Here is a 19,433-nt window from a genome sequence, read left to right on the forward strand (position 1 = left end):
TGTTCCGGGAGGCGCGCAGGGGAGTGTCCCCGAGGGCGCAGGAGATGGCTAATCTCGGCAAAGGCACCAGCGGCATGTCCTCCGATTCACCTATCCGCAGGGTGCGCCAGCAACGATGTCCGCAATCCTCGCAGGCACCTGGACCGGATCGACCTGGAACTCAGCGAAGCCTTTATGTTTGCTCTGGTCAATCTCGGCCTCTAAAAGCCTGATCGGCTCCGTCAGCCGGAAGTCACCGAAATGTCCCGAGTGCATTCTGCGCTGATAGATCAACGATCCGATCTCACCCGCGATCTTCTTCGACAGGTGCCCGACATCGCGCAGACGAATGACCTCATCGGCCACGAACCGGGCCTCCCGCGCCAAAGGACTCGTGTCCTCCAGCACGTTCGCCACTGCCAACCACAGCTGAGCCGCGGGCAGCTCTACCATCACGTCGTCACTCATCCCCATACGTCCACCTTTTCGATGTCACTGACCGCAGTACTCCAACTCTGCCCTACCACCCGGTGAAGTGCAGTTATCAGTAGGTCCGGCCGGCAAGCTCTATGTTCCTAGTCTTTCGATTCTCCGGCTTGGGTGCCCAGAAATGATCAGAAGATAGCAACCCGAGGAAGCGGACGACGGCGCTGCCCGAGTCGTGTGAATCGGCTGCGGTTCCCATTGTTGTGCCAATTGGGCAGTGGGAAGATGGTCGGAGAGTTGGGCCTCCACCGATCGGGGATGCCGGCAAACTGGCGGCACGTGCCCAGCCTGAAAACAGGCGGTGACGGAGCCATGGCAGAGCGACCCCTGCAGCAGCGGCGATTGCGTGTGTCCGACGTCAACGTCGTCAACCACCGCACCCTGCGGAAAGCGCTGGGCGGCACCATCGTGGGCAACACGATGGAATGGTACGACGTCGGCGTGTTCGGCTACCTGATCACCACCATGGGCCCGGTGTTCCTGCCCGAGGCGGACCGGGCAGTCCAGAACCTGTTCCTGCTGGGGACCTTCGGCGCCACGTTCATCGCCCGCCCTTTGGGAGGCGTCTTTTTCGGCTGGCTCGGCGACAAGATCGGCCGCCAGAAGGTCCTGGCCATGACCCTGATGCTGATGGCCGGGGCGACGTTTGTCGTCGGCCTCCTCCCCGGGTACGCGGTGCTGGGCATCTGGGCCGCTGTGCTGCTGGTGGTCACCAAGCTGATCCAGGGCTTCTCCACCGGCGGCGAGTACTCCGGCGCCACCACGTTCGTGTGCGAGCACTCCCCGGACCACCGCCGCGGCTTCTTCGTCAGCTTCCTGGACATGGGCAGCTACCTCGGCTTCGCGCTGGGGGCCGGGATGGTGTCCGCCCTCCAGCTGATCCTCGGGCAGGGACAGATGGAGGCCTGGGGCTGGCGCATCCCGTTCCTCGTCGCGGGTCCGCTGGGCATCGTCGCCATCTACTTCCGCATGAAAATCGAAGAGTCGCCCGCCTTCAAGGCCACCCAGGAGGCCGAAGCCGTGGCCGCCGCCCACCACGAGACCGGCGACGAGCTCCGCCCGGTGGGCCCAGTGGGGATCTTCAAGGACCACTGGCGCAGCATTGTGCTGGCCATGATCCTGGTGGCCGCCGGCAACACCGTCGGCTATGCCCTCACGTCCTACATGCCCACGTACCTGACCACCAACAAGGGCTACGACGAGATCCACGGAACGCTGCTGACCGTTCCGGTGTTGGTGGTCATGTCGCTGTGCATCCCGCTGACAGGGCGCCTCTCGGACAGGATCGGGCGGCGGCCGGTGCTCTGGATCGGGGCCATCAGCACAGTGGTGTTTTCACTTCCCGCGTTCCTGCTGATCTCGATCGGAACCGTGCCGGCCACGCTCGCCGGCCTGGCCCTGGTCGCGTTTCCGGTGGCGTTCTTCGTGGCCATTCTCGCGTCCGCGCTACCGGCCCTCTTCCCCACGGCCCACCGCTACTCCGCGATGGGCATCGCCTACAACTTCGCCGTGGCGATCTTCGGCGGCACCGCCCCGTTCATCATCGCCGCGCTCATCCAGGCGACCGGCAACGACCTGATGCCGGCGTTCTACCTCATGGCGACGTCGGCCATCGCGGCGGTCGCCATCTACTTCCTGCCGGAGTCCGCCCAGCGGCACCTGCCCGGTTCCATGCCCAGCGTGGACTCGGATGAAGCCGCCCGCGAGCTGGTGGCGACGCAGGACCACAACCCGCTGCTGGAGATGGACACGCTGCCGTTCGACAGCAGCTATGAGGCCGCGCGGGCGTCCCATACGGGAGGCCCCGAGCGTCCGCCGGTGATGTGACAATTTCGCGGGTAATCGAGAGGGCTGTCGTGCGAATCCGCCGTCATTCGATAATGCGGTAGCCGTCGCCAGTAGCCTCAATATGCACTGGTTGGCCAGGGACTACCAGCTCGGACATCAGGGCAATGCCGAGACCCAGCCGACCGGACTTACCGTTACCAGGGTGCCAGGTCGCCGTCTGCGTTGCGCCCCTGACGATGACTGTTACCGCTCCCGGCTCGGACGGGAAGGCGTACTTCGAGGCTGCCGGAATGCGGAGGTAGGCGCGGTTTCGGTCTTTTGGCGTAAGCGCCTGCGACGGAACGATCACGTTGCTTACAGGCGCCTTGAGGCCAGCTCTGATCGATTTCAATGACCTGCCAAGAGGTTTGGCCAGCGTTGGATCAGGAGAAACGGAAGACGGTTCAGTTTTCGTACTTCTTGACACCTTGTAGTGGTCCAAACCATGCGCTTTATTGCCGTGTCCCGGAATTAGCACGTTTGCGAATGGACCGATGCGGTTCCTGTCCAGGAGCTTGGCCCGTGATGTCGGTGACAGCTGGCTCGCGAACTGGCTGATGAGGGCCCTCTCGGCGGCGTCGGCGTCAGTGTTTCGTGCGTAATGAAGAGTCAGCTCGGGAAGGATAGATAACACCTTGAGCCACCAGCCGCCGGCGTGCGGTCCCGTAGCACCAAGCTTGGTCGAGTAGTAGGCACTCGTCCTCGCTGTCAGCGACGTTTCCGCTTTGCCGATATATAGAATCGGCTCCTCGGGCAACCAAAAGTGCTGTAGCCGGTTCCTGAACGAACCTAGCGTTGCGGGCCCACCGTCAACGGCGAGGAACGGGCAGACACTCATCAGTTCATAAAATGCTCCAGTGCTCAGCGGTAGCTCTGCGACTGTGCCATGTGAAGCATAAGGCTCGGATGTCATCGAAAGCGCGTAAACTCCGGGCTCGTCAAGGGGAATCCGCTGTCTCCACTGAGCCGCTCCTGCCCATTGCAAGCCACACTGCTCAAAAAGGGCGCCTACTGAAATAGCCATGCTCAACCCTAATCGGTGACGCGCATTGGTAGAGGCCTTGCCCCAAGGAATGTTCGCCGAGCTGGGGAGCCTTGGCAGCCCGGAAACGACATTCAATTCGCCGGGCGGATTGGCCTGGGCTTGGCCAACTCTCAGTTAATACTCTGCGCGGCGCGTATGCCCTTGTTGTTTCACTGAGGGTTTTCAACTAGACACTGGATCCCATAAGCGCTTGCTTCGACCCCGTCGTCTAGTGATTTACGACGGAGACCGGTTGGCCCATCACATTCACGTTCGGACGCCAATGGTGCGCGGAAATCAGGGAGATAGACATGACCCGCCGTATGAGACTCGGGAGAAGACCCGAAAAATGTCAGGGACCGCCCATTGCTAGCGCTGTGGCACTGCTTCCTTGACCTCCGGCTCAGACCCTCCACGCTCCTTGCGTCCCGGCGGGTAGGCGTGCCTCCGGCCCGCCAGCGTGATGAAAAGTGCGACGACGACCGGGAGCGCAGCGGCGACCGGCACCATGAGCGGGCCGGCCACCATCAGGGCGGCGGAGCCGTAGAGCGCGCCGATGGTGATGCCGAGCTGGATGGTCAGGACGGTGAGGCCGTTGGCGGCGTCCCGGTCCTCGCGTCCGGCGCGGAGGATGGCGGCCTGGTTGTAGATGCCGATCGCGCCAAGGCCTGCGCCCCAGACGGTCATGAGAGTCATGGCGCCGGGAATGGTTCCGCTGCCGAGCGGGAGGAGGAGCATCGCGGCGGCGATGGCCGCCGTCGTGATCAGCAGCGAACGGCGGGGCCGGGAGTCAACGGTGATGCCCGCGATCCAGATGCCGATGAGGCCGGCGGTGCCGAGGACGGTGAGGGAGAGGCTGGTGGCGTAGTCGGGCAGGCCGGCTTCGCGGATGAATGGCGCGATGTAGGTGAAGAGCGCGAAGTGGGCCAGCACCAGCAGCGGCCACGCGATGGCCACGGACTTCACTCCGGGCTGGGCGATGGCTTTGCGCATCGAGGGGCGGACGGCGTCGGGGACCCGGCGGACCTGCGGAAGTAGCCAGACGGCCAGGCCGGTGAGGAGCAGGCTGAAGCCGGCCAGGAAGAGGAAGGAGGCGCGCCAGCCGAGGAGTCCGCCCAGCGCGGTGCCAACGGGGGCGCCGATGGCCATGCCCAGGCTGTTGCCGCTGAAGACGATGGCCAGGGCTTTGCCCACTTTGTCCACCGGGACCACCCGCGAAACGAACGGCGCCACGGTGGTCCAGAGCAGGCCGTGCGCCAGGCCGCCGACAAGCCGTGCGCCCATGGCCGCTGCGAAGCTGGGTGCGAGCCCGACGAGGACGTTGCTGAGCGCGAAGGTGAGGACGAGGGAGATGAGCAGCGTCTTCCGCGGGATCCTGGCCAGCAGCCGGGCGGCCGGGATCACGGTGACCACGATGACGGCGGCATAGGCTGCGGCAAGGTAGCCGGCCACCGGCTCGGAGACGTTCAGGCCTTCGCTGATCTGGGGCAGCAGGCCGGACGGCATGAGTTCGGTGGTGATAGCCGTGAACGTGATGGTGGCAAGAACCAGCATCGCGGCAAGCGGGAAGCGTTTGGGCGCAGGCAGCGGCAGTGCGGAAGACATGGGGGAGCGGATCCATTCAAAGGGGAGGAGCGGAAAGGGGCATCGCTGGCCCGGAAGTTCCAACCATAAAGTTAGCGGATTTATTCTGCGCGAGGCAGGGTCTGCCAGTGCCTGTTTAAAGGCCCTCCGCTCAGGGCAAGGCGGACATGGCCGCCGTTGAACTCCGTGAAGGGATCGCCCGGCGCCTCGGGGTCGAAAATACGGCTGACACAACGACAAGTACGAAAGACGTGCGACGGCGCCGCCCGGTTGAATGCGAACGTGGCCATGCTCCAGGGGATGACGGGTAGATGGAGCGCCAAATAGCCGCTTAGGAAAAAGTCACTACGACTGTCGAATATGACATTTCCCGCAGGATCACCTCAAGAATGGCGCAGATTCACTGCCCGAAGGACGGCCGGCGGATACGGTCATTCGGGGGAAATCTACGACGCTGTGTTGCGTCAGAGGTGTTACTCCGACAGTTTCATGAAACGTACTAAGGAGAATTATGAAATACCGCAGCATCGCAGCGCCCCTACTTCTGCCCCTCGTCACGTTCGGAATCTACTCTTTGGTTTGGAGTGTGAAAACGAAGAACGAAATGAATAAGTATGGCACGGGCATACCCACTGCTTGGTTGCTCATCGTTCCTATTGCCAACATCGTTTGGTTGTGGAAATACTCCGTGGGCGTCGAGGTTTTCACGCGTCGAGGCATGGGACGTCACGCAGCTTTTTGGCTGATGCTCCTTCTTGGAACCATCGGCTCAGCTATTGTCCAGCACGAGTTTAACCGGAAGGTTGCCCCAGCCTCGGTGAATGTTCCTGTCTCCGTCTGATCATGGATGCACTCGTCGACGCGTTCGTGCGCGATGTCAGACAGATCCCTGAAGAGCGGCTCGAAACTTACCGAAATGGCTGGGAAGGGCAAATCGGTATGGCCCTACTCGATGCCGTCTATTCCAAGCAAACGCAATATAGGACAAAACGGGGCAAGGGTCTCCTCCCACGGTTGCTGGCCTTCCATGGCAAGTATGAGCGGGCACGTTCGGACCTCCGCGACTGTCTATAACCCACGAACAGTACGAGCATCTGAACCCTTCCCACAGAAGTACTTACCTTGAAGTTCACGGATTGGGCCCTGTCACCCACAATTAATTCGGGATGTTGCTCGGCTATCCCGACACGAAGCCGGATACATGGATCATCCGCGCGGTTCAGCGGGTTGCAGATGCTGAGAACCTAGGAATTGTAGTCAACTCAATGCTGGCGAGGACTGTAGTCACTGAGGCGCATGTCATAACGAAACTGGGAGAGACTGTCACACATATGGACCACGCCATTTGGCTGACTGAACGCGACCGAAGAGCGTTAGATCAAGAGTGACGCACCGCAAGGAGGCCTAGCGTGCAGGTGGCGGAGGTTTCGCTGGAGACCGTGCAGCGGGTGGGGGAGTCATTCCCGGCATTCTGGCAGAGGCGGTTGTTTTCCAGGGCGGGCATTTTCAGCAGGCTTGGAAGAAAGTCATGAAGAGTATTTCCGTTGCCACGGCTAGGAGAGGTGTTGTGGCTGTCTGGGTCTTTCATCCCGGGATCCAGGTGCTGCAAACCCGCGGTCTAGGAGAGCGACAGAGACGAATCGAACGTCGGGTCCAGGCTATCGACAAGCCGAATCCTGGCCAGCAGGCGGGCGGCCGGGCTGTGATCGTCTGCCGTCACGTTCCGGAGAAACGACACGGACATCTAGGCGCTAATTGCAGGCGAATGCCTTGAAGACATGCATCATAGACCAAGCGATCACACTCGAAATGGAGAACCTCAATGAGCACTTATACCGGCACTCTCGTCGACGGGGCGATCTCGATGAGCGCGTACGAGGAGCAGGTGTGGGACACGCTCAACGAGCATTGGGAGCGCCGCAACAATCGCCGTGGTCTGCCGAACTGGGCGAGCACCGCGCTCAATCGTACCGGTGAGGCTGCGGGAAACGCCGTCAGCCGGGTTGCGGACGCCGTTCCAGAGGTGGTCATGAAACCGATCCGCCGCGCAGGCGACGTGGTCGCCAACAAAGCCGCGCGACCGGCCCTGGAAGGCGCGGCAGCGCTGCTCGAGCTGGTCAACGACTGGGCCATGGAGCTTAACGACCCGAAGACCGTCGAGAAGCTTGCCCGCAAGCAGGGTTTGGAATTCAACAGTTTCACCGATTTGCGGCAGCAGGACCTTAAGGTGTGCGACCGATTGTTGAAGTTCAACACGCTTACGTGGCGGACCGCTGGGGCGCTCGAAGGTGGCGCCATGGGACTGTTGGCGACGGTCCCCGTCGCTGGTACTTTCGCCGCGATGACAGCGGACATCCTCGTCATACAGGTCCTGAGCACGTCAATCGCATCGCGCATCGCCTACTCCTACGGCTATGACGCGAAAGACCCCGATGAGCAGATCTTCATCCAACGCCTAGTACGCCGATCCTTCATGGCGCAGGCGGCCAAAGCTGAGCCGTTGCGCGAGGCCGCCCGTGCGGCACACGCGATCAGGGGACGCGTCAGGTGGTCGGACAGGCTCCGTGCGGATCACCGTCTTCTCGCTGCCCTCGAAAAGTTGCTGCAACACCTAGGACCGGCAGGGGCCAGGGTCCCAGTTCAGAACGTCGCCAAGGTCGTGCCGTTCGTGGGTATCCTCATCGGTGCCGGCATGAATTCCGCGATCCTCGGCAATGTGGCCGCCGACGCTCAGCGGTACTGCCAGACCAGATTCCTCTGCGACAAGTATGGGCTTCCGCTGCCGGCCGCATTGACGACTGACCCGGAGGACGACCCCCAGAGTGATGCCACGTAAGCGGTGACCGCTCGGTTTACGATGCAGCCTCTGCGCGGGCGGTCCGTCGAGCTGTTCTGACTGCCCAGCCGCGGTCGTGAGTGCCACCGGCCTGCGGCAGTTACAAAAAATGCATAGGGCTAACCGTCTTTTGTAACTGCCGCAGGTGTCACCACCCAGGGATACATTGCATCCATGACTAACTACGTGAAGCCCGCAAAGAAGCGGGAGACTTTTCGCAGATGCCCTGTGTGCGGCCAGGAAGCGTGGCGGATTGCCTACGGCATGGTGGGGCCCGATGCCATGGCTGAGAGCTCGAAGACGGAGTTTGCCGGTTGCTGCCTGACCGAGGAAGTACGGATTTATCCAGCCACCGGCAAGGTTGAATCTGGGATACCGAGGTGGGCGTGTCAGAACCCGGAGTGCCGGCACCGCTGGTGGTGACGGTAGACAGCGCGAATCTCGATCAGGTAGCCGGGACCATCCAGAATCCCGCCATGGCAGTGTGGTCCGGGTCAGTGGCCGTTGGAGTGATTCGGACGGATACTGGACCTGGTCCAAGCCCCAGTTTCACGCGCTGTGTAGTTCCGCAGGCCAGAGCCGCTTCACGTGTTGTTGCTCCTCGTTGGTCGGGCTGCGAGATGGTTAGCGATGCTTTGTGCATGCCCACGCATTCAGCAGTGACTGTGTAGCTTCCCTTTGGTACTTCAGTCGCCGACGCCCGAAGTCCGCCATCGCCCAGTCCGCCTGAGCCGCCCAAGACAAGACCGTCGGGCGGGAGGCCCAAACGCTTTTCCAGTTGCGCCTGGTTTCTTACTCTGACTCGGGCAAGAGTGGGGTCCTCCTTTGGCAGAGCCGGGGAGAACACGGCCGGAGTGTCAATAGGAGCCGGGCTTGCTATCGGCACGGGTGGGCGAGATGACGGGGCGGCTACAGCTGAGGCGTCCGAGTGAGCCCGGCTGTCGTCTTGGTACTCGCAGGCACTTAGTGCGATTCCGCAACTGGCCAAAACCAGCGAGAGCGCAGTAGCTCGAGACCAGCGATTTCCCCCATGTGTTGTCATGCGCCAACCCTATCGGCACGGACGACGGATTCGCCTTGCCGGAGGGAGTCCGACGCTGAAGGTGCACAACGGTAAGCAACAACATCGGTCAAGCTATTCCTTGCCGAGCAGCCTCTTCGCGTTTTCGTACTTAGCCGCAAGCCGGTGTCGAACTTCGGGTTCCAGACACGCCGTCCGCTCCGGATCGGTATTGTCTGCGATGTCAGCCAGTTTCACAGCCAAGGCAATGGGATTCTCGCGAATGGCCTCGTAGTACCCGTTTCCCGTGTTGTCCTCGCTGCGGGTGAGCAGGACGACGGCGTCAATCACCTCCTTGCTGATCCCGGCAGCTGCAAGATTCTCCGCTGTGATGCCGCAGTCCTCAATAACGTCGTGCAGCCAGGCCGCCGCAATGTGCTGCGGGTCGTCCAGCCTGGCCGCGACCCGGCGAGGATGCTCGATGTACGGCACGCCGATCTTGTCGGTTTGGAACCTGTGCGCGATGGTCGCGATTGCTTTCGCTGCCGCTACTTCGGGATCGTTGTCGTGATTCACCAACGGAACCGTCCTTTCCGGGCTCTTCGGCTCTTCTCGGTCAACAACGGCAGGCTATCAACGGGGCCTGACATTCAGAGGTCTCCGCACAACCGGATGAAAAATGTCAGTGGTGCCTCTGACAATGAGGGCATCGGTTACAGATGAAAGGCGCCGACATGCTAGATACGATCACACTTCCCGAATCCTCACTGAAACTAAGGCTCGAACTTGAATACCACGAACTGTTGGAATGGAAAGCTCAGGTGGGTAAGTGGGACACGGGCTGGCACGACGTGGAGTCATCCTCCCATCTGGTTGGCCTCATCCAAGGGGTCTCCCATGACGGCGACTGGCTGGTGGTGCAGACCAGGCACGTCGATGTGACGCACTACGGGAGGTACGCCCAGGCCATGAGCACGGGAAGCGGTTACCACGTAGAGGTTGCAATAGTCAGCGGTGGGGTCACCAATAACTGGCGCATCGGACTGGGACCTTTGGCAGATGAGGCGGGGAACGAGCCACATACAGGAGTCGCTCCGTCACAGAACCTGAGCCTGGCCGGGGCTTGCGAAGTGATGGTGTCCTGGCTGAACGGCCACGGGCTCCCGCTAGGCTACGGGGCGGCACTCCACGTTTACGGCTGAGCCGGTGGGCGAGAATGTGGAGTCGTGACGTTACGGTGGGCGACCTCCGGAAGTTCCACGAGGAGACGAAGGATAAGCCTTACCTATCGACCCTTGACTGGATCGCGACCGGGGCCTTCGTGGACCGGGGGCAGCCTGATGACACGCCGCTGTTCCCCCGGTCCGCGGCCGTCAAGCCCACGAAGGAAGCCGGCGCCGAGTGATCTTCTCCTACCTAGAGGTCCCGGCTACTACAGGCTCAATCTCATAGACCTGTCCTAGGGCGGGAAAGTGGATCAGAGTGCGCAGTACCGGCTTGCCCGTAGCAGCAAGGACAGCATCCCCGTACGCGGACATCTGGCCTAGGTACTTCTCTTTCACATGGCCTTCGGGATCATTGCCGGGGTAGGTCTTGTGGTCGACGAGTACGAATCCGTCGGGCCCCTCCAGCAAAAGGTCGATCCAGCCTTCCATGACCTGGTTGTTCGGTCGCCAGCCGATGGCTGCTTCCCGGTGCCGCGCCCAGCCAGGGAACTCCACGTCCAGATAGGACTCGAATCTTTCCCCGGCGGTGAGCAGCAGGGAAGAATCGATCGTGCTTTCCACCTGCCATCGTGCAACTATCCGCTCTGCAAGGTCCCGCTGTTGGGCGGCGTCGAGCACCGAGAACTCGGTCCCGAGGTAAGCGTGCACGGCACTGCCGACTGCACCCCAATCGTCGGATCCGTGCTCTGCAAGCCGGGAACCGAGCTCGGCCACTGCCCTGACAGAGGCTTCGTGTCCGGCAGACTCCAGCGACGAAGCAGCAAACCGCGCCGGAGCGAACACAACGCCCGACGGTTCGGCCGGCACGTCGGAGAACCTGGGCGTCCAGTCCGCCGGCGCGTGTTCCGCGTCTGCGGGTTCCAACTCTTCCACTCGCGCTGGCAGTTGCAATCCGTCGGCGACACGGATGGCACCGTCTGAGGTGTCGTCGGCGCCCGGCTTCCATCCCAGCAGGGAGGGAATGCCAAGGTTGTTAAGCAGCTCCGGCGCAGGCTTCTTACCTGTCAGGACGGTTGTTTCGACGGCGCGGGTCATGCCGACGTACATGAGCCGGGCCATGTTGCGGCGCTCGCGTTCCTCGGCCCGGAGTGCCACGTCGCTCGTCGTTCCCCGGACATCCAGCTGGGACCCGCCATAGGGGAAGGGACTAGGCCAGAATCGGATCCAGCGGCCGGCCAAAGGTTGCGCCAGGTCGAAGCTGCCGTCCTGTTCCACTGCCGCGCCGAATGCGGCGAAGCGCAGGTCCTTGTCGAGCCCCTCCAGCACCACCGCCGGCCATTCGAGTCCCTTTGCTTGGTGGTACGTCAGGACGTTAACTACGTCAGTACCGGCGTTGTCCGCGGATCGTTGCTCCTCCGAACCGAAGAATGTGAGGAAGCCGCGCAGGGTTGCGGGTGAGCGCAACGCGAGGCAGCGCTCGTAGTACGTCTTGATGACACCGCGGACGGCGTCTAGGTTCCTCAGCCGGGTGGCGGGGGAGGACCAGCCAGCAATCAGCAGGGGCAGCCCGAGCGCACCGACCACGGCTTCGAAGACCTCCGTGGGCGTAGCCGCTGCCGTCCGGGCACGAAGAGCATCTAGGGCTTTGAATACTGGGTCCGAATTCCACTTTTCGAGTACCGGGGCAGGGTCGGCGGCTGACAGCAGCTCCTGCTGCCAAGTTGAGTGAGAGGAGTGGCCGGGGCGCATGGCGACGATCTCGGCCAGTGCGACAGTGTCGTATCCATCCGCGACGAACGCCATTCCGGCGCGCGCCAGTTGCACCTCCCGGGCGTCCGAGAGCTTGCGTGGATTGCGGCTCGCACGGATGCCCAGGGCATGGAGGGCAGCGGACAGCGATTCGACGTCGGCGTTTGACCGGGCCAGCACCGCCACGTCGCCGGGACTGAGCTCTGGCCGTCGGGCCAACAGGGCGGCCACACCGGCCGCAGTTGCCTTCAGCCGCTCACCGTCGTTGGATTGCGGCCGGGTCCAGGCTTCGAGCGTGCCGGGGGACCAATCAGAATGCGCATCCGGAAGCTTGAGGTGGACGGTATCGGCCGGCATCCCGTGCTGCTCGAAGACGGACTCGAATACGGCGTTGCTCAGGTCAACGACCGCCTGATGTGAACGCCAAGTATGGGAGAGCTGCTCCCGGCGGCTCACCTTGTTCACCACAGCCTCCATGAGCTCGGGGTCGGTGCCCCGGAACTCGTAGATGGCCTGCTTGGGGTCGCCCACCCACACAGCCTCCTTCGCCAGTCGGCTGAGCTGCAGGAAGAGTTCAAGCTGAAGAGGGCTGGTGTCCTGGAACTCGTCCACGACGAGAAAGCGGATCCGCCCCGGGAAGGAACGGCGGAAGGCCTCGTTATTCCGGGCGAGGTCCAGGACCAGGGTCTCCTGGTCCACGAAGTCCATGAGGCCGTGTAGGCGCTTGAACTCTGAATAGGCAGTCAGACACTGCTCGGCGCAGGTGAACAGGAGCCGGATGTACTGCTCGAGGTCGTCATGGAAGGCAGGGTTCGAGAGCAGGCCTCCCTTGATGGCGCCCGTAACCGGAGCGAAAAGGCTCTTGACGGCGGCTGGGGCTGCGGAGCCCACCACTCCGCGCCACGTCTCCCACGGGATGTCTTCCACTGCGCCCATAGTGCCAATCTTGTGGAGGATCTTCGGCACGTGCTCGGTAAAGGTGGCAGAGCCGGTATCCACCTTTTTGCCGGCCTGAGTCTTGCCGTCCCGGGCCATGGCCTCGAGTTCGGTCACGGTGTCGCGAAGAGCAGACAGCCACTGAGCCCGGTCATCCGTACCCTCCGCGTCGAGTAGCTCACGCAAACCGGACCAGGACCGGTCGGCGCAGACGGCCAGCTGCTCCGCTCCCAGCAGGTTCGTGCGGGCGGCGCCCACGATGGCTCGCACAGTTTCCTGCCAGGTTTTCGCGTCCAGGGCTCCGTTGCCGTCGGTTCCCATGCGCCGTGCGATGGGAAGGATCCCTGGAGCGTGTTCGGCCAGCACTTCATCCGTGGCGAGGTGGAAGATGCTGGCGAGTTGCTCCTCGCCAATCACCTCTAGGGCAGGAGACAGGCCGGCGTCGATGGCGTGCTCCTGCAGCAGCTGGCCGCACACGCTGTTGACCGTGCCGATGAGGCTCGCTGGCAGCTGCTGGGAGGCGAGCCGCAGCGCGGCGGAGGAATCGGCGTCGTCGGTCTGGTCCGCCTGCTCAAGGAGACGGGCTGCGATCCGTTCGCGCAGTTCGCCGGCGGCCTTCTTGGTGAAGGTGGTGGCCATGACGGCTCCCGCCGGCAGCCCCGCGGAAATTTGATCCACAATCTTGCCCGTAAGGGTGAAGGTCTTTCCGGTGCCGGCGCTCGCCGACACCATGGTGACGTTGTCCAGCAGGTTCATGAGTAGTCCCCCTTGAGTCCACAGAGCGTGCCGAAGTCGCAGTACTTGCAGTTCGGCTTCATGTGCAGGCGGCCGCTGGCTTCCGCGATTGCGTCAGCGCCGGGTTCGCCCTTGGCCACGGCGTTGGCTGCCGGCTCTGTTGCCGTTATCCGTCCGGCGAGCACCTCCTCGACGGTGAACTCAACCGCCCGAACGGCCTGCTGCCACAACTGTGACGGATCCTGGCTGGTCTGGATTGCTGAACCGAATTCCGGGTGGGTTGAGGCGAAGCTGCCCTGCTTGAGCATGTAGTAGGCAGTCGGAGCATCCGGCGGGAGTTCACTGGGGCTGAGTGCCCACTGGTACAGCGCCAGCTGCAGGGCCTCGCCACGTTGGACTTCCTCGCGGCGGTACTTGTCGCTGTTGGTCCACTTGAGGTCGACGACGGCGGTGCGGCCGGCCGCGTCGATGCCCACCGCATCGGCGCGGCCCTTCACTTCGACCGTGTAGCTGTTTCCGCCGGCCGTGAAGTGCAGGTCCTTCACGAACTCCTTCTCCATCTCCTGCAGCACGACGCCGCCGTGCTGCAGCTGCTCAAAGAAGGTCATGACGGTTGTTTCGATCGTGGCCCGCACGCCTGCAAGGCGGCTCTTCTGGCCGGGCAGGAGCAGCTCCGAGGCGAGTTGAGGGAGTAGACGTTCGACGGCGGCCCTTACTTCTTCCCGTTCGGGAACCGCCCGGTGTTCCGCCCGAAGTTGCTGCTGGAGCACCTCCACTACTTTGTGGGCAAAGAGCCCGAGCATCTGGTTGTCCGACGGGACGCTGGCAGCAGCGGGAACAGTGAGGTGCGATTTGTGCTTGAGCACCCATGCCAGAGAGCAACCGAGAAGCGTGGACAGCTGAGTGAAGGAGAGGCGTTCCGGGACGAGGGCGGCGTTCGGGCCCACCTGGTGGACGGGGCGCGGAGCAACCGGGCGGTGCTGGGGGACAGCAGCGAGCTGCATTTGGCGGCCTGCGAGGGACCAGCGGCCGGTGTCATCAGCCAGCGAGTCGGGCCTGCACGTGAGCGCAGAGAGACGGTCGGATAGCGACTCATCCGCTCGGCTCGGCTGCGCAGCGGTGAGAGCCTCCAGCAGTGGATCGCCTTCCACCCGCTCACCGTCGCGCTGCTCGATCTGGACGAGGAGCAGGTTCCTGGTCCGGCTGGTTGCAGCTAGGGTCTGGCTGACCTCGAGGGCGCTGAGTTCTTCTGGCGTTGGCAGGTGAACACCCACCCGGGACAAGGCCTCGACGTCGTGGGTGTCCCAGCGGCGCACAGAGGGTGTGCGGCTGCTCTGGAAACCCCACCACAACACCTGGTCAACATCGTCGGCCAGCTCGGCCAAGTGCCCGAGGCGCAGCCAGGGCCCGGCTTCTGCGGTCACGAGCGCGCCCGAGGATGGGGTGATCACCGATGCGATGATGCGGCGAAGATCCCGGCGTGAAACGCGAGGAAGCGGCGTCACCAATGCCAGGATCCGCTGCAGCAGGGACGCGGTGGCCTTGGCGGCGTCGTCTTTTGAGGCGCGGGCACGCAGTCGCCCGGCGAGCCATTCTGCTCGTTCAGCAAGCTGAGTGCCGCTTACGTTCTCGTCTTCGACGAGCACATCGGTGCAAAAGAGCCTGCTCAGTGTGGCGGCGAGTTCGGAACCGAGCTGGGGGTCCGCGGCGATGGCGGAGATTGCCGCCGTCCACGCATCGCCCCCGGTGCCAGGCTCTTGCTTCAGCGCATTAAGGAGGTGGCGTGCCGCGTCACGCCGCACGGGCGAGCCGGGCAGGGTGAGGAGCTCCGCGAGGAGCTGTACGTTCGGCGGCGACCAGATGACCTCGAAGAAGAGCGGAATTAGCTGGTCCTGGGGACGCCAGATGGACGGGGTACCGGTGCCGATGGCAGGCAGGCCGTGTCCAGCCAGGTAGTGGTCCAGGAGGGCAGTGCTGTCTGAGGCGACCACGGCGGTGCTTCGATTGTCTCCCGCAGCGAGCCAGCGGGCGCTGTTTTCGGCGGCTTCCCACTCTGTTTCCGCGGTGAGAACTGTCAGACGTGGCGCACGGCCTGTGGGCACCGCTTCGCTGACTTGGACTCCGCGGTTCCGGAGCTTTCCGATGATGACCCGCCAGATCTGCGGGAAGCTGCCTTCGGGATGCTGTAGTACCAGATGGTCGATGCCAAGCGGCAGGGGCGAGTCGAGCGCCGTCACCAGTTCGGCAATGTCATCGGCCAAGGAGGGCGCCAACCGCCCGGGTGCCTTTTCCGCTGCCGCCAGCGTCTGCAGCAGCGGCGACGGTTCTGGCACGCCCGGCTGCCACTCGGGGAGCGTGCCGTCCCAGCCGTTGGCGACTGCGTCATCGCGGGCGGCGAGCAGCTCCTGAGCTGTCGACCAGGGATCCACCTCGAATGACTTGTGGAACCACGCATCGGTGGAGTCGACCTTCCGAAGGCCTTCCAGATACTGGCTGACGCGCTCAGCATGGCCAGTATCTGGGCGAGTGATGCCCAGCCGGGTCTGCAGCAGCGCCGTAAAGTTCTTGCGTCCCACGCGGATGCGGTTGAGGCCTGGCTGGGTGTACGCCCACGGCGCACGGTCCAGGTGCCACGCGAACTCGATCTTCATTAATCCCCCATGCATTGACTGGTGGTCGTTTTTATCACGCTAGCGGCAGCCACTGACAATCTGTCTCACCGATGGTTGCAGGGTCGTCGACGCAGGCCGGATTGGTTCATCAGCGGTCTCGCCCACTGCGCAAGCGGCGAAAGAGGCCAGGTGCCTGCATCGCGCCGGCGGTGACGTTCCTAGAGCTCAATGACGTCGAGTAACTGCTGCCGAATTTCGCTCGCGGTTCTTCGCAGGTCCACGGTTGCCACGGTGAAACGGTGGCCTCCCGTATGAAAGCTCTCGCGGAGCATACGGTCGACTGCTGGGTACAGCAGCAGGCCCTCGGCAGACCACGAGAGCGGATCGGAAGGCGCCTCTTGGGTGCGTACGTATGTGTAAATCTGATACAGATGACCACTTTTCAAGGATTCCCCGCCGTATTGGCGATGAGCCAATGAAGCTGTGAATTTCGTATCCAGGATTATTCGCCTGTTCGACGAGCAATTCTCAAGATAGATGTCTGTCTTCATCTTGGGGAGCAGCGCACCCAGGCCGGGAGTTGATGCGCTGGCGTTCCACGAAATCTGCCGCCCCGGATGAACCTGCCAGCCCAGTTGCCTAATGGTTGCCAAATAGAAGCCTCCGACAGCGCGTTCGAATAGGGACCGGAATTCGTGGTCCGTGAGACCAGAGCGCCTGATCCCCCCGCCGCGCTCGTGGCTGGGCAGTCTGAACTGCAGCGCAAGCTGCGCCGCGAGTATGACTGCCCTGTCATGCGAATCATTCCGACTGAACCGGAAGGGGGGGGTTTGTGGCTTTCGCGAAAAAACTGAGGAAACTCCGAGGCTCGCCAGGCGGTGAGCTTGGGCCCGGCAGCCGTGACCTAGTTCTTTGGAAGACACGAGCGGTGCTAAAGCCGATAGGGCAGACCGAACCAAACGATTTCTTGGCGTATCCACCGTGAGTTCCTCGTACCTGCAGGCAACTTGACCGCGGTTGAGTAGTTGATGAGATTCTGTCCGAAGGACGTCAATCCGGCCGCGGACCCGCCGTAAGTCGCCCTTGGTGGCGGTGAACTCGGTTGTCAATGGCTGCTTCAGTCGGTCCCCGACGCTGGCCACAAGGATTTTAGCGAGGAGATCCGGCAACTGGTCAGGACAGTTCTCGATGCCATCAAACGACTCCGCCCCCGCCTTGTAGAACTCCGAGGCATAGAGCATGAGCAGCCACAGGTTTCGAATCGGTATGTGCGCTTTTCCGGAGACGAAAACAAAGTCGTCTGATCCCACGTCAGATCAAGCCGTCCACAAGCCGCTGCACTTCTTCATCGACCTTGGTCGGTGCATCAAACCAATACTCTTTAAGTGTCGGCGCTATCTCTGTTTCCACAACAACTTGGAACCAATCAAAGTAGGAATCCACACGCTCGTCTGCGGGTGGCGTAACAAAGCTGTGCCCAAGCATGAATTCGGGCCCCAGCGTCGAGTCGTTCTCGATAGAGGCATTCAAAGCCTCGAAACGATCCCGAACCGCTTCGAGTTGAGCAATGTCGACGTCGTGCTTGCTGCTCATCCAATCAATCCAATGTTGGTTGAGGGACGGAGAGAGCGGAATAAACCCGAACCGGCGGCGGAACGCCAAATCCATAATGGCCAGAGAACGGTCGGCCAGGTTCATGGTGCCGATTATGTACAGGTTACTGGGAACGTGAACCGTATCGTCAGAATCGCGCGTATATGCGAGATGAAGGGCTTCCCGTGGTGACCGCTTGCCTGCCTCGATGAGCGTCAGTAGTTCGCCGAAAACTTGGACGGGGTTTCCTCGGTTAATCTCTTCCACGAGAACTACATGTGGCACGTCTGGTGCCGCGTTCGCACGGTCGACCATTTCCAGGAAGGGTCCATCGACGAGTCTCAGTTTGCCGTCAGATCCGGGCCGCCATCCGCGTACAAAGTCTTCGTATGACATGTTCGGGTGGAATTGAACCGCACGGATGGCTGATTTGAGGTCGTTGCTGCCAATCAGCGCGTAGGCGAGGCGTCTAGCGAGCCAAGTCTTTCCTGTACCCGGAGGACCTTGGAGGATAATGTTCTTCTTCGACCGCCAGCGGTTGATGATGTCGTTGAGCTCGGAATGAGGGACGAAGCAGCCGTCGGCGACAATATCCGCAATCGAGTACGGCTTTAACGAAAATGCCGGGGCAAGTTCAGTCGTTGTCTCATCAGCGTTGTCCGTTGGCTCGATGGGTGCGGCGGGATCAAGGAACGCATTCCAAGAGAGCTCCGGAAAAGAATGCACGGGATACTCAGGATCATCGAACTTGGAAATCAAAGTGTCGAGAATGCTCAAGTACTGGCTGCCGTTGGCCTGGAACAGGTTGCCGTCCAGCATGAGGACTGTTTTCAAATAGCTCCGAGACTGCCCGTCGAGCGGCAGAAAGTTCCAAGGGCGGGCCCAGAAGAGGCCCATGCTGAGTTTCCCGCCTACGCCATGGATGCGCCTTGCCGGGTCATAGGCTTTCGCGAACCTCATTCTCGAAACATCCTCGTTTGAGTCGGCAAGAGCCAGTGCCGCTTCGAAGACATCCCACAGAGCATCAATGTCGCCTTCGCTCCGTTCGGGTTTGTAAGAGAAGAACCATGAGTTCTGATTGTTCAGCAGCGGAATCGATTGAAAACCCGTTGGCGCCGGCGTCGTCACGCCGAGGACCTTGGCCCAGTCAGCGGCCAAAGCAGTGCGCTTCGCGTTAGTGATGCCGCGGTTAAAGGTGCCGAAGATAGTGAACGGACAGATGTCGTCCAATGGCAGGTACTCACCGTTCTCGTCCTTATCGGTTAGATACCCGAGAACGTCGTGGCTTGCCTGGAGGTCATTCAGAGCTGATAAAAGCTCATCGCGTCGATCCCTATATGAAAGAAGTGCTGTAGCCAGTTCCTCATAAAAGGTTGTCCAAGCAAAGTTCTCTTGGGGCGCCGGGTCCTCGTCACCGAATCGTTTGGCCCACGCCGCGACATTGCGGAATCTGTCGATGTCCTGCTGCTCGCCGTCGAAAGCAAACTGAATTAGGGCGTCAGGCATCCAGTCGCCGGGGAGCACCTTCCAAATAGTCGCCCGTCCGGTGTAAAAGTACCACTCTCGAGGCTCCCGAACAGGGTTCCAGTCAACGTCGACCCTTCGGCCATCTCCGTGGTTCCGAGTGATCCGTCCCGTCGCCTTGATGACCATGGTCGAAACCATGTGTCCCCGGGTATCGAAGGGGACGCCGTGCTTTCGTACGTAGCTCGATTTGATCGCAATTCGATCACCGGGCCGCATGGATTTCACGGTCTCCAGGTGACGGTCCTCGAACCCATTCTCCCAGATACCTTCGGTGAAGAATCTTTGGGTTTGGTCCTGGGGTTCCTTATCCGCGTAAAAGGCCCCGACGAACCAGTATTGCGTCGGGAGGACGACCTCTTCTGATGACATATCCGCTGAA

General features: G+C 62.0%; 13 protein-coding genes. 5 read left to right on the forward strand and 8 right to left on the reverse strand.

What is annotated here, in order from left to right; translation table 11 throughout:
* Positions 1-90: 90 nt before the first annotated feature.
* Entirely contained in the window at positions 91-447 is a 357-nt protein-coding gene (locus tag CXZ05_RS03010; RefSeq protein ID WP_146033036.1) for a hypothetical protein, read from the reverse strand.
* Between the two features lie 330 nt (positions 448-777).
* Here CXZ05_RS03010 and CXZ05_RS03015 point away from each other — a divergent pair, with 330 nt between their 5' ends.
* Positions 778-2,292, forward strand: a complete 1,515-nt coding sequence (locus CXZ05_RS03015; RefSeq protein ID WP_102971266.1) for an MFS transporter — start codon at positions 778-780, stop codon at positions 2,290-2,292.
* Between the two features lie 43 nt (positions 2,293-2,335).
* Here CXZ05_RS03015 and CXZ05_RS03020 read toward each other — a convergent pair whose 3' ends face one another.
* Together CXZ05_RS03020 and CXZ05_RS03025 are read right to left on the reverse strand one after the other, a co-directional pair.
* Positions 2,336-3,316, reverse strand: coding sequence for a hypothetical protein (locus CXZ05_RS03020; RefSeq protein WP_146033037.1), 981 nt, complete (start codon positions 3,314-3,316; stop codon positions 2,336-2,338).
* A gap of 369 nt (positions 3,317-3,685) precedes the next feature.
* Positions 3,686-4,921 (reverse strand): MFS transporter, encoded by a 1,236-nt coding sequence (locus tag CXZ05_RS03025; protein WP_102971136.1) that lies wholly within the window; start codon positions 4,919-4,921, stop codon positions 3,686-3,688.
* A 490-nt stretch (positions 4,922-5,411) separates the two neighbouring features.
* On the opposite strand from CXZ05_RS03025, the gene CXZ05_RS03030 reads away from it, so the two are divergent.
* Positions 5,412-5,741 carry a DUF4234 domain-containing protein gene (locus tag CXZ05_RS03030; protein ID WP_102971137.1) on the forward strand — a complete coding sequence of 110 codons (330 nt, stop codon included), beginning with the start codon at positions 5,412-5,414 and terminating at the stop codon, positions 5,739-5,741.
* A gap of 981 nt (positions 5,742-6,722) precedes the next feature.
* On the forward strand, positions 6,723-7,736 hold the full coding sequence (locus CXZ05_RS03040; protein WP_102971139.1) for an EcsC family protein: 1,014 nt from the start codon (positions 6,723-6,725) through the stop codon (positions 7,734-7,736).
* A gap of 1,135 nt (positions 7,737-8,871) precedes the next feature.
* On the opposite strand, the gene CXZ05_RS03045 is transcribed toward CXZ05_RS03040, so the two are convergent.
* Complete coding sequence (locus tag CXZ05_RS03045; protein ID WP_219726523.1) at positions 8,872-9,312, reverse strand: phosphohydrolase; 441 nt, start codon at positions 9,310-9,312, stop codon at positions 8,872-8,874.
* A 245-nt stretch (positions 9,313-9,557) separates the two neighbouring features.
* Between CXZ05_RS03045 and CXZ05_RS03050 the strand changes: the two genes are divergently transcribed.
* A complete protein-coding gene (locus CXZ05_RS03050; RefSeq protein WP_146033038.1) occupies positions 9,558-9,938 on the forward strand; it encodes a hypothetical protein in 381 nt (126 codons plus the stop codon).
* 14 nt (positions 9,939-9,952) lie between these two features.
* Positions 9,953-10,141: a hypothetical protein gene (locus CXZ05_RS22730; protein ID WP_146033039.1), complete on the forward strand. Its 189-nt coding sequence runs from the start codon at positions 9,953-9,955 to the stop codon at positions 10,139-10,141.
* Positions 10,142-10,148: 7 nt separating this feature from the next.
* Here the strand turns inward: CXZ05_RS22730 and CXZ05_RS03055 are convergent, their stop codons facing one another.
* The 4 genes from CXZ05_RS03055 to CXZ05_RS03070 form a co-directional block, all read right to left on the reverse strand.
* Positions 10,149-13,343: an exodeoxyribonuclease V subunit beta gene (locus CXZ05_RS03055; protein ID WP_102971142.1), complete on the reverse strand. Its 3,195-nt coding sequence runs from the start codon at positions 13,341-13,343 to the stop codon at positions 10,149-10,151.
* Entirely contained in the window at positions 13,340-15,973 is a 2,634-nt protein-coding gene (locus CXZ05_RS03060; protein WP_180987244.1) for a PD-(D/E)XK nuclease family protein, read from the reverse strand. The genes CXZ05_RS03055 and CXZ05_RS03060 overlap by 4 nt, the downstream gene beginning before the upstream one ends.
* Positions 15,974-16,152: 179 nt before the next feature.
* A complete protein-coding gene (locus tag CXZ05_RS03065; protein WP_102971144.1) occupies positions 16,153-17,244 on the reverse strand; it encodes a 5-methylcytosine-specific restriction endonuclease system specificity protein McrC in 1,092 nt (363 codons plus the stop codon).
* Between the two features lies 1 nt (position 17,245).
* The gene (locus tag CXZ05_RS03070) at positions 17,246-19,423 is read right to left on the reverse strand and encodes an McrB family protein (protein ID WP_102971145.1); all 2,178 of its coding nucleotides are present in this window, start codon (positions 19,421-19,423) and stop codon (positions 17,246-17,248) included.
* Positions 19,424-19,433 lie beyond the last annotated feature (10 nt).

Origin of the sequence: Arthrobacter sp. AFG20, assembly GCF_002892795.1 — a bacterium.
Lineage (GTDB): Bacteria > Actinomycetota > Actinomycetes > Actinomycetales > Micrococcaceae > Arthrobacter.

Excerpts from the sequence above, each read along its gene's own strand:
- CXZ05_RS03010 (WP_146033036.1), bottom strand. The coding sequence starts at position 447 with ATGAGTGACGACGTGATGGTAGAGCTGCCCGCGGCTCAGCTGTGGTTG.
- CXZ05_RS03015 (WP_102971266.1), top strand. The coding sequence starts at position 778 with ATGGCAGAGCGACCCCTGCAGCAGCGGCGATTGCGTGTGTCCGACGTC.
- CXZ05_RS03020 (WP_146033037.1), bottom strand. The coding sequence starts at position 3,316 with ATGGCTATTTCAGTAGGCGCCCTTTTTGAGCAGTGTGGCTTGCAATGG.
- CXZ05_RS03025 (WP_102971136.1), bottom strand. The coding sequence starts at position 4,921 with ATGTCTTCCGCACTGCCGCTGCCTGCGCCCAAACGCTTCCCGCTTGCC.
- CXZ05_RS03030 (WP_102971137.1), top strand. The coding sequence starts at position 5,412 with ATGAAATACCGCAGCATCGCAGCGCCCCTACTTCTGCCCCTCGTCACG.
- CXZ05_RS03040 (WP_102971139.1), top strand. The coding sequence starts at position 6,723 with ATGAGCACTTATACCGGCACTCTCGTCGACGGGGCGATCTCGATGAGC.
- CXZ05_RS22730 (WP_146033039.1), top strand. The coding sequence starts at position 9,953 with ATGTGGAGTCGTGACGTTACGGTGGGCGACCTCCGGAAGTTCCACGAG.
- CXZ05_RS03055 (WP_102971142.1), bottom strand. The coding sequence starts at position 13,343 with ATGAACCTGCTGGACAACGTCACCATGGTGTCGGCGAGCGCCGGCACC.
- CXZ05_RS03060 (WP_180987244.1), bottom strand. The coding sequence starts at position 15,973 with ATGAAGATCGAGTTCGCGTGGCACCTGGACCGTGCGCCGTGGGCGTAC.
- CXZ05_RS03070 (WP_102971145.1), bottom strand. The coding sequence starts at position 19,423 with ATGTCATCAGAAGAGGTCGTCCTCCCGACGCAATACTGGTTCGTCGGG.